Source organism: Alteromonas sp. KUL106 (genome assembly GCF_009811415.1).
GTDB lineage: Bacteria > Pseudomonadota > Gammaproteobacteria > Enterobacterales > Alteromonadaceae > Alteromonas.
Map to the genome: position 1 here is coordinate 136,176 of NZ_BLIG01000032.1, position 12,989 is coordinate 149,164.

The 12,989-nt window shown below is 43.5% G+C and carries 11 protein-coding genes; 9 read left to right on the forward strand and 2 right to left on the reverse strand.

The window, feature by feature from the left end; all coding sequences use genetic code 11:
• Positions 1-54: 54 nt before the first annotated feature.
• The 6 genes from rfbD (at position 55) to GVO63_RS12330 (ending at position 6,430) form a co-directional block, all read left to right on the forward strand.
• Positions 55-924 (forward strand): dTDP-4-dehydrorhamnose reductase, encoded by an 870-nt coding sequence (gene rfbD / locus GVO63_RS12305; RefSeq protein ID WP_159580204.1) that lies wholly within the window; start codon positions 55-57, stop codon positions 922-924.
• A 36-nt stretch (positions 925-960) separates the two neighbouring features.
• On the forward strand, positions 961-2,043 hold the full coding sequence (gene rfbB / locus GVO63_RS12310) for a dTDP-glucose 4,6-dehydratase (protein WP_159580211.1): 1,083 nt from the start codon (positions 961-963) through the stop codon (positions 2,041-2,043).
• A 98-nt stretch (positions 2,044-2,141) separates the two neighbouring features.
• Positions 2,142-3,860 carry a glycosyltransferase gene (locus GVO63_RS12315; protein ID WP_159580219.1) on the forward strand — a complete coding sequence of 573 codons (1,719 nt, stop codon included), beginning with the start codon at positions 2,142-2,144 and terminating at the stop codon, positions 3,858-3,860.
• Positions 3,861-3,903: 43 nt separating this feature from the next.
• Positions 3,904-5,091, forward strand: coding sequence for a nucleotide sugar dehydrogenase (locus GVO63_RS12320; RefSeq protein ID WP_159580236.1), 1,188 nt, complete (start codon positions 3,904-3,906; stop codon positions 5,089-5,091).
• 310 nt (positions 5,092-5,401) lie between these two features.
• Positions 5,402-6,076, forward strand: coding sequence for a YkgJ family cysteine cluster protein (locus tag GVO63_RS12325; RefSeq protein WP_159580241.1), 675 nt, complete (start codon positions 5,402-5,404; stop codon positions 6,074-6,076).
• Positions 6,077-6,250: 174 nt separating this feature from the next.
• A complete protein-coding gene (locus GVO63_RS12330) occupies positions 6,251-6,430 on the forward strand; it encodes a hypothetical protein (RefSeq protein ID WP_159580243.1) in 180 nt (59 codons plus the stop codon).
• 1 nt (position 6,431) lies between these two features.
• On the opposite strand, the gene GVO63_RS12335 is transcribed toward GVO63_RS12330, so the two are convergent.
• Positions 6,432-7,325: a LysR family transcriptional regulator gene (locus GVO63_RS12335; RefSeq protein WP_159580245.1), complete on the reverse strand. Its 894-nt coding sequence runs from the start codon at positions 7,323-7,325 to the stop codon at positions 6,432-6,434.
• Positions 7,326-7,538: 213 nt separating this feature from the next.
• Between GVO63_RS12335 and GVO63_RS12340 the strand changes: the two genes are divergently transcribed.
• From GVO63_RS12340 to GVO63_RS12350, 3 genes are read left to right on the forward strand one after another with little or no spacing between them, the layout of a single operon-like run.
• Positions 7,539-9,266, forward strand: a complete 1,728-nt coding sequence (locus tag GVO63_RS12340) for an ABC transporter ATP-binding protein (protein WP_159580247.1) — start codon at positions 7,539-7,541, stop codon at positions 9,264-9,266.
• Positions 9,267-10,319 carry an HlyD family secretion protein gene (locus GVO63_RS12345; RefSeq protein WP_159495310.1) on the forward strand — a complete coding sequence of 351 codons (1,053 nt, stop codon included), beginning with the start codon at positions 9,267-9,269 and terminating at the stop codon, positions 10,317-10,319.
• Positions 10,313-11,737 carry a TolC family protein gene (locus tag GVO63_RS12350; RefSeq protein ID WP_159580249.1) on the forward strand — a complete coding sequence of 475 codons (1,425 nt, stop codon included), beginning with the start codon at positions 10,313-10,315 and terminating at the stop codon, positions 11,735-11,737. Before GVO63_RS12345 ends, GVO63_RS12350 begins: the two co-directional genes overlap by 7 nt.
• Positions 11,738-11,900: 163 nt before the next feature.
• On the opposite strand, the gene GVO63_RS12355 is transcribed toward GVO63_RS12350, so the two are convergent.
• The gene (locus GVO63_RS12355; protein ID WP_159580251.1) at positions 11,901-12,713 is read right to left on the reverse strand and encodes a hypothetical protein; all 813 of its coding nucleotides are present in this window, start codon (positions 12,711-12,713) and stop codon (positions 11,901-11,903) included.
• Positions 12,714-12,989: the final 276 nt, after the last annotated feature.

Here is a 12,989-nt window from a genome sequence, read left to right on the forward strand (position 1 = left end):
TGGTATTAGATTTTTACTGGCTTTTAATTAGCTTTCATTGAGTATTAGTGATTAATGAATATTGTAATTATAGGTAAGTCTGGGCAGCTAGCATTTGAGCTTTCTCGTGAACTAGAAAATAACGAACACGACGTGACGTTTTTAGGGCGTGATGATATTGATATTACGAGTAGCGATAGCATTGACGCTACGTTAGCGCCTCTATCAGTTGATGTATTGATTAATGCGTCTGCGTATACGGCTGTTGATAAAGCTGAAGATGATACTGTGGCGTGTAATGCCATTAATATGGTTGCCGTTAAAAATTTGGCTAATTTCTGTAAAGCTAATGGCGCATTTATGGTGCATGTGTCTACCGACTATGTGTTCAATGGTCACAAAGGCTCGCCGTATTTAACTGACGACCCTATTGAACCGCAAGGTGCCTACGGCAAGTCGAAAGCAGAAGGCGAAAAAGCGCTGCTTGAAATTCTGCCAGAGGCAAGCTGCTTAATCCGCACGGCTTGGGTGTATTCATCACACGGCAACAACTTTGTGAAAACCATGTTGCGCTTAATGGCTGAAAAACCTCAGTTAACGGTAATAGATGACCAGATTGGAACGCCAACGTGGGCTAAGGGTTTGGCTGAAGCGTGTGTCTCGGCCGCCGAAAACAAAACAGTAGGCATTTATCACTGGACTGACGAAGGCGTCGCAAGCTGGTATGACTTTGCGTTAGCTATTCAAGAGTTAGCTGTTGAAAAAGGGCTGCTAGATAAATCAATTCCAGTATTGCCTATTCCGTCAAGCCAGTACCCAACGCCAGCAAAACGCCCGCATTACAGTGTGCTAGACAAACAAACTGCACGCGAAGCATTTGCCTCGTGTAAACCTACGCACTGGCGTAAGCAATTAGCCAGCATGCTAGATGAATTGAAAGCGTAAGCGACAAGAACAAGATTATTTTTTGGTAAAAAGAAAATGAGTAAAACAATTTTAGTAACAGGTGGCGCGGGTTTCATTGGCTCTGCAGTAGTTCGCCATCTTATAAACGATACCGACCATACGGTAGTCAATCTAGACAAGTTAACCTACGCAGGTAACTTAGAGTCGTTAACGTCAGTTTCAGATAGCGATCGCTACAGCTTTGAGCAAGTTGATATTTGTGATGCTGAAGAAGTAAAGCGTGTTTTCAATACGCACCAGCCAGATATCATTATGCACTTGGCAGCAGAATCTCACGTAGATCGTTCTATCGATGGCCCGGGCGAGTTTATTCAAACTAACGTAGTGGGTACCTATACATTACTTGAGCAAGCAAGAGCCTATTGGTCAGCACTCGAGGGCGATAAAAAAGCAGGGTTTAAGTTCCATCATATTTCTACTGATGAAGTATACGGCGACCTTCCTCACCCCGATGAAGTCGAGCCAGGAACAGAGCTTCCACTGTTTACTGAAACAACACCTTATGCGCCTAGCTCGCCTTACTCGGCAAGTAAAGCAAGTTCCGACCAGCTAGTGCGTTCGTGGCTTCGAACGTACAAGCTACCCACACTAGTCACAAACTGTTCGAATAACTACGGCCCGTATCACTTCCCAGAGAAGCTGATTCCGTTGGTTATTCTAAATGCGTTAGCTGGTAAGCCGTTGCCTGTGTATGGCAAAGGAAACCAAATTCGCGATTGGCTATATGTTGAAGACCATGCACGTGCATTGGTCGTAGTTGCCCTAAACGGTGAGATAGGTGAGACCTATAATATTGGCGGGCATAACGAAAAACAGAACATAGAAGTGGTACAAACTATCTGTTCAATTCTGGATGAAGTTAAGCCAAAAGATAGCAAATACGCTGAGCAAATTACTTACGTACAAGACCGCCCAGGACACGACATGCGCTATGCCATTGATGCCAGCAAAATTGAGCGTGAGCTCGGCTGGAAGCCACAGGAAACGTTCGAAAGCGGTATTCGTAAAACCGTAGAGTGGTATTTAGCAAACGAAGGCTGGTGGAAAGCGGTATTAGATGGTAGCTATCAAGGTGAGCGTTTAGGAACAGGTAGCTGATACCGAATAATTTAAAACATGATATGATGTAAAAGCCGCAAAAAATTGCGGCTTTTTTATTGATATTGGGCATTGGTGTTAGGAATTTTATTAGCTGTATGAAAAAGTTGGCCATGTTGACAGTTAAAGGGGCTGTTGGGTTAGTACCTAAAGCGGTTAGAAACAAGCTCAAGAGTAATCATAAACTCACCGAGTTTTATAGCCGTTCGTTACAGCGCTCAGGATTATTTTATGGGTTCCCATCTGAAAAGAAGCGTATGGCGCTGTATAGAGAATACTTAAAGCATCAAAGCAAAATATTAAGTAGTAATGCATTCAGCGGTGAAGCTAATTTAGATGTCACTTTTATTATTCTAGGCCACAAAAGTCTATCAACGTCCCTCGAAAGTTTGAGAGAAGCGAGCAATGATGAAATAGATATCAGAGTTGTTACCGAGAAGACAATAGGAGTAAAAGTGTCTCAATTCTCAACTCTAGTAGACGCTGTAAGTGGTCTAGATGATGATAAGTTCCTTTTTTTCCTAAATAGTGGTGACACTATTACTCATGACACGACAAGAGTATTTGCAAATAAAGGCGAGGAAGCTGACTTAATATACTGCGACACCGACAGGGTTGACGTGAAAAAACGAAGAGTTTCGCCTCATTTTTTACCAGATTGGAATCCTGAACTGCAATATTCCACCGGATATGTTTTTACAGGCGTGAAATGCAAGGTCAAACTGGTTAAGCAAAATACCGTCAAATCACAAACTATAGCTGGTTTAGTGACAGAATTGTGGCTTAAGCAGCCTGAATTGCTTATAAAACATTTGCCGTTTACACTTTTACATAGAGCAACAAACAAAGCCGTAGTGGATGAAAGCCTTGAAGACATAAGAGAGATATTGTCAGATTGCACTTCTGCTGTGCCTTCGTTCAACTCTGAGCTTGGCGTAAACCATCTACAATGGCCCATAGTTTCCGAACCTTTAGTATCACTTATTATCCCTACCAAAAACGCGAGAAACTTAGTTAAAGCCTGTATTGAATCTATTCTGGATAAAACTACATATCAAAATTATGAAATATTATTGATTGATAATGGCTCGGATGAAAAAGAAAGCACAGATTACTTTGATGAGCTAAACCAACACCCCAAAATTAAAGTGTTGAGTTACCCAGGCGAATTTAATTATTCAGCTATCAATAATTTTGGCGTGCAACATGCTTCTAATAAAAGCACGCTTATAGGGCTTGTCAATAACGATATTGAAGTAATTGACCCCAACTGGCTCACAGCTATGGTAGGGCACGCTGTTCGTGAGGATATAGGTTGTGTTGGCGCCAAATTGTTATATTCAGATGGCAGAATTCAACATGCAGGGGTAGTTATGGGGTACGGCGGTGGTGCAGGTCATGCACACAAATATTTCCCGCGCTATCACCCAGGATATATAAAACGACTGATTGCTACGCAAAATTACTCGGCTGTGACTGCAGCCTGCTTACTTGTGAAAAAGTCTTTATTTCTGCAGGTAGGGGGGCTAAATGAAAAGGATTTGACAGTAGCGTTTAACGATGTAGATTTTTGCCTTAAAGTTAAAGAAACTGGCGCAAGAAATGTTTACTGTGCAGAAGCTGAGTTATACCATCATGAATCAGTCAGTAGAGGCACAGATCACGCGCCGGAAAAAGCAGCAAGGTTTAATCGAGAACTACAATATTTAAAAACGAGATGGGGCAATTATATTGACCATGACCCTGCATACAGCCCTAACCTAACACTTATGCGAGAGAACTTTTCAGTTAAAACAAAAGAAGAGTTTTCTTCATAAAATCAAATGCAAGCTAGTTTAAAAGTTGGAACTTATCTATAAAATGGAATCGTTAATGAGCAATTACAAAATAGCAGTAGCAGGTACTGGGTACGTAGGCTTATCAAATGCCGTGCTACTAGCACAACACAATGAAGTGAAAGCGGTCGACTTGGTCCCTGAAAAAGTCGAGATGCTGAACAACAAGAAGTCTCCAATTGAAGACAAAGAGATTTCAGAATACTTAACGACGAAAGAGCTAAACCTTGTAGCAACGCTTGATGCGCAAGAGGCATATAAAGGTGCGGATTACGTTATAATCGCTACGCCTACTGATTACGACCCACAAACCAACTACTTCAATACGGGTAGTGTAGAAGCGGTTATTAAAACAGTAATGGAAATCAACCCTGATGCTGTGATGATAGTGAAGTCTACTGTACCGGTAGGGTTTACCAAAGACGCAAAAGCCCGTTTCGGTTCTGACAACATTATCTTTTCTCCAGAATTTTTGCGCGAAGGTAAAGCACTGTACGACAATTTACATCCAAGCCGAATTATTGTGGGTGAGCGTAGTGAGCGCGCTGAAGTTTTTGCAAAACTGCTACAGCAAGGTGCAATAAAAGAAGAAATTGATGTGTTGTTCACCGACAGCACAGAAGCGGAAGCCATCAAGCTTTTCGCTAACACCTATTTAGCGATGCGCGTAGCTTACTTTAACGAGCTAGATAGCTATGCAGAGCGCAATGGCTTAGACACCAAACAAATTATTGAAGGGGTAGGCTTAGACCCTCGTATTGGTAAGCATTACAACAACCCAAGCTTTGGCTACGGTGGTTACTGCTTACCAAAAGACACTAAGCAATTACTTGCGAACTACAGTGAGGTGCCTAATAACATGATTCAGGCAATTGTAGATGCAAACCGCACCCGTAAGGATTTTATTGCCGATTCAATTGTAAGTCGTAAGCCGAAAATTGTGGGTATCTATCGCCTTATCATGAAGACCGGTTCAGACAATTTCCGCGCAAGTGCCATTCAAGGGATCATGAAGCGAATTAAAGCGAAAGGTATTGAGGTGGTAGTATACGAACCAGTACTCAAAGAAGCTGATTTCTTTAACTCGCGCGTGGTAAACGATTTGGAAGAGTTCAAGAAAATCTCTGACGTTATTGTCGCTAACCGCGTAACCGGCGATATCGAAGATGTACTAGACAAAGTATACAGCCGAGACCTGTTCAACGCCGATTAATCAAGAATTGGGGTTGCGAAAAGCATCAGTCTTTTCGCAATCCAACCTCATAAAAAACTTCCCAAACTCCAAAATTCAAAATAAAATCTCCGCCAATTCAACTCCTGCCATTAAGCCTCAAGCTTACTCACATCCGGCGGGGAAGAAGCATGCTTTAAAATATTGGGGTCAGAGTACATTTCTTACTCCAATGCAATCTGTGTAATTGGTTACCCAAATCAGTGAACAGAGTATTGCGTTCATGCTACCTACCACATAAGACCGCATGAACATGTTTGTGTTTTAGTTTGCTTTTATTAGCGGAGTCATTATGAATAGGCTGCGTGAGCTTTCCAGCCAAGTGATGGATGTTTACCAATCGCTCTCTCAAGAATTTAGTACGTTTCAATCTAGTCAGTCTTTAAACTGTGTAGAAAAATGCGGTGCATGCTGTAATAAACCTGACATTGAAGTGTCGCCATTAGAGATGCTGCCATTTGCCTTGCACTTGTTTGACACGGGGCAAGCCGAGCAAGTGTTTGACGAACTTGAAAACTACAGCGGTTTTGCTTGCAAGCAATATCAGCGTTTAAGTTTGGATGGTACAGAAGGTTACTGCGGCATTTATGAGTACCGCCCTGGTCTTTGCCGTATGTTTGGTGCTGCGGGTTATAAAACAAAGTCGGGAGAAGCCACGCTCTCGGTTTGCAAAACTATTAAGCAAGCTGTGCCTGATAAGTACGCTGCTGCGCTAATTGCCATACAACCCCAGCGCGCAGACGCATCGAAGGCGCCATTGATAGATGATATCGCTGCAAATAGCGCCGTTCAAGCTACCTCGGTAAAGCCGCCTATGATCGCAGAGGGCAGACAAAGGATTGCACAGATAGACTATGAGCTAGGCGATAAGCTGATGCCTATAAACGGCGCGCTTCGCTTTATGTTGGAAAAGATACTTACGCTAAGTTTCTATTCGCAAGATATTGACGATGGCGTTGCAGCCTAATCAACCGAAAGGGCAGAGTGGTTACTCTGCCCTTTTTTTTCAAAGCGTGTTTTGAACACCCCATTGTTATTCCTCACGATACAAAATGCGATAGAGAGATACCCAAATTTGAAGGCAGATAAACAGCGAATGTCATATCATCCATAAAATATTGGGGAATAGGATGTCTTCGAAATGGTTAAAAAAGTGGTTGATCGAGAGTGTTTTGAGATGGTCGAGACGCTCGCTGAAAATGCATACATCGGTCGCGGACGTTTCGACTGGTCGAAAGTTAAAATGGAAGCGCATCGATTGCTTGATGATCGCTTCGGCGAATCGCAAGTAGAGCTTTGTGTGGAAAAATGCAAAGGCTAAATTACTTACTAAAGATCTCTTTTGCTGCGCTAATAATATGCTCACTCAGCGTGTACTCTGCGCGGCTTTTGCCTGTGATTGCGTAGTATCGCTCACTTAAAGCCTCTGCTTTGCCAATACAATGTACATTGTATTGTTTTTCCACGTGCTCGGTTATCGCCGAGGGGGCGCAAAATACACCAAAGTTTTCGCTACCGAAGAGTTTTAATAGGGCACTATCGTCGAATTCTGCCACAATCTTGGGGTACAGTTGCTCCGTTGCTAGCCAGCTCGATAGAGCGTGTCTTATGCCCGAGGTGTTACCCTGCATTAAAAGTGGCATATGGTTTAGGCACTCAGGAAAGCGTTGATTGCCAGAAAGCGGTTGCTTGGCAAAAAAGCTTAGCGAACTTTCACCAAGGAAGTAGCTGTTTGCGTTTACTTGCGTGCCCGGCGCAATTCCTCTGTCAGCCACAATGAAATCGATAGCGTTAATGGCCAGTTCTTTTAATAGTCCATCAAAGCTATCTTCTCTTATCACAAACCTCACATTGGAAAATTTACGCATGGTATCGTGCACAAAATCATAAAAAAGGACTTTTGGAATACCATTTGTAATACCTATTACAAATTCTTTCGTATTCACTTCGTCGCTATTGTTAAGTATTTCAGCCAGTTGGTTACCTTTGTGAAATATTTCGCTGGCATACTGGTACGTCACTTTGCCTTTTGCGTTAAGGTAGAGTCGCTTATTTATTCTATCGAAAAGCAAGTAACCAAGCTGGTCTTCAAAAGTACTTAGTTGCCCACTGACAGTTTGGGGAGTAACGTGAAGTAATTTAGCAGCTTTTGCGATGCTGCCTTCGCGGGCGACAAGATAAAAATAATATAGATGATGATAGTTTAGATGATGCATACTTTAACCAGTTACTCGATTATTGAAGTCGTCGAAAGCAGAACTGTACTCTGACCCCATTATTTGAAAACGCAATTATTTTCGATGAAGTATGAAGAATTTAACAGATTTATTCTAACTAAGTAATGCAATACACTACATATCGTTGCTTTATATTTGAACAAGCGGCGCGTTTCTCAATTTTTAAGCTAGCGGTATATTGAAGACATAACTATGGCTAAACCAATAGATATACGTAAAACGAGAAAGACCCTTTTTTCACTACTACGACCCGAGGCTGGCTTTTTTTGGGTTGCTATCGCCTATGGCGTAGCAATCAGTTTAATGACACTCGCCGTGCCCATCGCGGTTCAAACCCTTATTAACAGTATTGCCAACATAGGCTCTACCCGTGCCGTGGTTATATTGGCCGTTGTATTATTCCTTACCTTATTTATTTCGGGTGTGTTTAGTGCGCTTCGCATGAGGGTGATGGAGTTTTATGAGCGCAAGGTATACGCGCGACTCACTGCCGACCTTGGCCTTAAAACCATTCTAGCACCGCATAGTTTCTTTGAAGGGCGTCAAAACGTCAGTATTACCCAGCGTTACTTCGATATTATGACGTTTCAAAAGAATATGCCGTCTTTGATGATAGATGGTTTTGCATTGGTACTTCAGATGCTGGTGGGTTTTACATTGGTCTCGTTTTACCATCCTGCGTTGTTTGCATTTAACGTTGTACTTGTACTTACCATGTATGCGGTGTGGAAACTGTGGGGCCGCGGTGCTAAACGCACGGCCATCGAACTTTCTCACGCTAAATATGACTCAGCGAAATGGCTACACGACATCGCTATTGCCCATGAGTTTTTCAAATCGGCCGATCACGTTGAATATGCGGGGCGCAGCACGGAAAACTACATAAGCAACTACGTGCAAAAACATAGAAATCATTTTCATTATACGTTCTCACAAGTGGTAATGTTCTTGTTGATGTACGCGGTAGCCAGCGCCGCTTTGTTGGGTATTGGTGGTGTCCTCGTGGTGCAGGGCGAGCTTTCAATCGGTCAACTTGTTGCGGCTGAGTTAGTGATGTCTGCGGTATTTTTTGGGCTATCCCGTTTTACGCAATATTTGAAGCTTTATTATGAGTTGTATGGCGCTGCTGAAAAGCTCGGCGGTGCGTTGGCGATGCCTCAAGAAGAACTTAATACTTCAGAACATATTCCTGCTTCTTCACGTCTTGTGTTTAACGATGTTGAATTAAAACATGGCAGCGACCACTGCCTTCTTAACGTAATTTTTGAGCCAAGCACGAAGTATTTTGTCACAACCGACAAGAGCTGGGTGCAAAAACAGCTCCTTGGATTACTCAAACAATATGATCGTGTTAAGTCGGGCGATATCTTACTTGGCGAATTAAGCCTGAATGACTATGACACCCACGAGCTAAGGCAAGCGGTAACAATATTAGATCGTTCGTTAATAATAGAAGTTTCTATTGAGCGCTATTTGAAGCTAGCGCACCCGCACGCAAGTATTGCTGATATTCGCGCAGCGCTAGTTGAGGTAGAGATGGCCAAGGTGATTGATAGTCTGCCAGACGGGCTTCAAACCAAAGTGTCTGTATTAGGCGCACCGCTGCAGCCGCTTGAATTTTTATTGCTCAAACTTGCAGCGGCCATTATCGCTAAACCGAAACTGCTTATACTTAATCAGCACTTCGACGCTATTCCGGTTGATATGCGAGCTCGACTGCTCAAGCGCCTTGATAAGTATAATTTCACGATCATGTATTTTACCAATATGCCCATACCTGGTTGTTTGGACGGTGTGATTCATTTGCACGACAACGCTACCGCCGCGCTTAATGAGCACAACAATGGCGCGATGCCGACCAGCGTAGATGTGCAAATTGATAAGAACGATAACTCAAACAACAGTAAGGAGGGTGAGTAAGTGAATAACGCAGAACGTCGCTTTCTAGACAACATTACTTCGCTGCCTTCTTTGAAAGTGCCCAAGTTACACAGAATTATTACTGGCATTATCATTTTCTTGGTAATTGCTGCAGCGCTGATTTTGTATTTTACGCCTTGGATCCAAACGGCTTATGGCACAGGGATGGTGGACTCCCTCGATCCGAAAGACAGAACCCAACCCATTAACGCGCTTGTCGATGGCCAAGTAAAGCAATGGCATGTAAGAGAGGGGCAGCAAGTGAAAGCCGGTGAGCCTATCGTAACGCTCATTGACATTGATGCGCAGCGTCTTGAAAAACTGCAGTCACAGCTAGCCGCCGCGAATTCAAAAAATCTTGCGAATGAAACAGCAGTAAGAAATGCTGAAAACAATTTAGCGCGTCAAAAGTCTCTGGAAGAGCAGGGGCTGGTATCGCGCAAGGAAGTAGAAAAAGCCGAGATAAAAGTACAAGAGCTGCGGGCTAAGGTGGCAGCGTCTGTTTCTGAAATCAATGAAGTGAGTATGACCTTGTCACGTCAATCGACGCAAACTAAGTTCGCGCCGGTGGACGGCACGGTTGTGCGTTTGTTGTCTGGCGGCGTTTCAACGTTTGTAAAGGCGGGCGATATTTTAGGGCAGTTTATTCCCGATGATGCGAAACGCAGCGTTCGCGTTACGGTAAGAGGATTAGACGCACCGCTTGTAAAGCCCGGCGCCAAAGCGCGCTTGCAATTTGAAGGCTGGCCGGTTTTTCAATTTAGTGGATGGCCCGGCAGCGCAATTGGTACGTTCGGTGGTGAGGTAGTGTACGTAGAGCCAGTCGCTAATCCTACCGGCGACTTTAACGTGTGGATAAAGCCGGACGAATCAGATATTCCATGGCCAACGGAAAGTTCGGCACGTTTAGGGAGTCGCGTTAAGGCATGGGTGTTGTTAGAAGAAGTGCGCTTAGGCTATGAGATGTGGCGTCAGCTCAATAACTTCCCGCCGTTACCTACGCAAGATTCAACATCAAACGGGACGAAAAACGCCGGAGCATCTATATGGTAGTGCGAAGGACTACACTTGCCGCTATTGCTTTTGTGACCTTGTCTATATTTGGTGGTGTTGGGGCACATGCCCAGTCGACAGACGCAAAGCAAGCGCCATCCATTGAAGAATTTATCGATAGCATGGTGAATTACCACCCTTATGTTCAGGCCATTAATGAAGGTAATTATCAAGCTGCGGCAGAACTAGAAATAGCCAGAAGTAGTTTTGACCCCTTTATTGAACAAAAAACGAAAAGCCGTGTTTCTGGTTATTACGACGGGACGAACTTAACTCAGCGGTTTACGAATCCTATTGAGGATTACAATGCCTCTGTGTTTGGTGAGTATCGCATTGCCGGTGGTGATTTTCCTTCTTATGAAGGCGATTACGACACACTCTCAGGCGGCGAGGCAAGTGTTGGTGTTGCTATGTCGTTGTTACAAAACCGAGAGATAGACAAGCGAAGAACTGAGCTTAGAAATGCAGGCCTGGCCACGTCCCAGTGGCAAGCCTTAGCCACAAGCCTTATTAATGACTTTATCTATAAAGGTGTGAGTGAATATATAGCGTGGTATGAGAGTGCTCTGCAAATACAAGCGGTTTCTGAACTTCTGGCGACAGCGTCAGAAAGGGAAGATGCCTTAGTTACTCGCGTAGAGAAAGGCGACTTGGCCAGTATTGTGCTCACGGAGTTTAAAGCAAACCTGTTACAGCAGCGGTTAACGTTAGCCGAGCTTAAACAAAAAAGAGACATGCATGCACAGATGCTATCTTTTTACTGGCGTTCTGTTAACGGTGACATGATTGCGCTCGACAGCGATAAACTACCCAGCGACATCAAGTGGCCTTTCTGGATAGGTAACGGTCAGCTGGTTACGCTTCGCAACGCTCTACGCAATCACCCAGAACTCGATGTGATGAAGCTAGAGCAGCAAGTTGTGCAGAATAAAATGGCACTGGCAGATAATGCTTTATTACCCAAGCTCGATCTTACGGCATCGATCGCCAGAGATGTGGGGGCGGGATCTGAATCACTGGAAGGTACTGAAACCAAAGTGGGGCTGTCTTTTTCTTATCCCCTCGGTAACAGGAAGGCGAAAGCTGAACGTGCTCAACTGCAGTCTAAGCAACGAGAGCTTTCACATAAACTGACGTCGACCGAGCAATCAATAGTACAACGTTTTGAGCAAGCGCTGATTTACTGGAGCCAAGCGAAAGATATTGTGTCGCTTCAAAGCGAAAACGCGGAATTAGCGAAGACACTCTCTAAGGTAGAGAAAACACGTTTTGATGCCGGTGATAGCGATATGTTTGTACTCAATGCAAGGGCGCAAAATGAAATAAAGGCGAAGATCAAAGAGATCAAAGCAAAGGTAGACCTATTAAAAGCAGAGCTCATGCTTCATAAAGAGGCAGCGCAGCTCTATTCTTTTTAAAAAATGAGCATTGCAACTCTTTGCCTTACGTCATGAATGCGCAGGTGCTTTCAATGTCGGTAAGATAAAGCGTGTAAGCTGATAAAAAAACGGCGTATTGATTGCTAATATTAATTGATCAATACACCGTTTTTTTATCGAACGTCAATTTTAAAACAATAATCTAATTGTCTACCGCGCTATCAAAGTCTTCTTCAGATAGACCCGCCGACATTGCATATTCTTTTAGTTTATCGTGAGACACACCCGCATGCTGCGCCGTGTTTAAAATACGTATGACCTGTTCGCGCTGTTGAGATGATTCTCTTACCGCCGTTTCTACTACCGTTTGCGCTTCATTGGGAAATACCGCCAGCAATGCATCTACGACATACTCGCCAACAAAAGGGACTGCGTTGAGTGCACTTGTCATTATTTCAACGATGCGGTTAGGGTGTTCTTGCGAAAGTGTTTGAACAATGCTGTCTGCTGCATCAGGCTGTGTAAGGACAGCTACACGAACTATCTCATCAAGCTCTTCTGGCGTTGATACCGCGGCGGCCTGAACAACAAAGTCAACATAGGTAGGTTCAGCTTTAATTGCCAACTGAACAATACTCGGGCAGCTGCTTACTTCCTTTTCTATAGCCAGTTGAACAATTTCTTCCGTAGAAGAGGGCTGTGCTGAAATAGCGGCGAAGATAATCTCTCGATATTTATCGGGGTAAGTATCCAAGGCTATGTCAACAATAGACACGATGTCCTGGGGATAGTGACCAGCAATAGAACTAATCGCACGTCCCACAGACATGGTTTGGTCAACTTGACGTTTTAGAAAGGCTGTTTGAAAGCGATTCGACTCTTCAGCTGATTTTTCTGCGCTTGCTGAAATGGCTGGCTGTATATCTTCATTAGTAGAAGCGTCTTGTGCCATTGCCACGTAACTAACTTGAGTAGCTAGTACTGCTGCTGATAGCAATGTAAGAGGTCGTAACATAAACCCACCTTTATAATTATTGTGTAGTCAATTTCTGAAGCCTACCGTTTTTTATCTTTCTATTTTTAGTTCAATATAAGGAAGAATAACAGAGTAGCTTATCTACTCTTATATATGTTCTTATACCTAACCTTTACTATAACGGCAGACGCAGACACTACTTTACGGACTACTACTTTATAGGATCTGAACCCCCATCCTATTAGTAATTAGTCCATATTGTCTACTATTTATCACATTTGAATAAAAAATAGACGTTTGGTTCAGTTTTTTTAT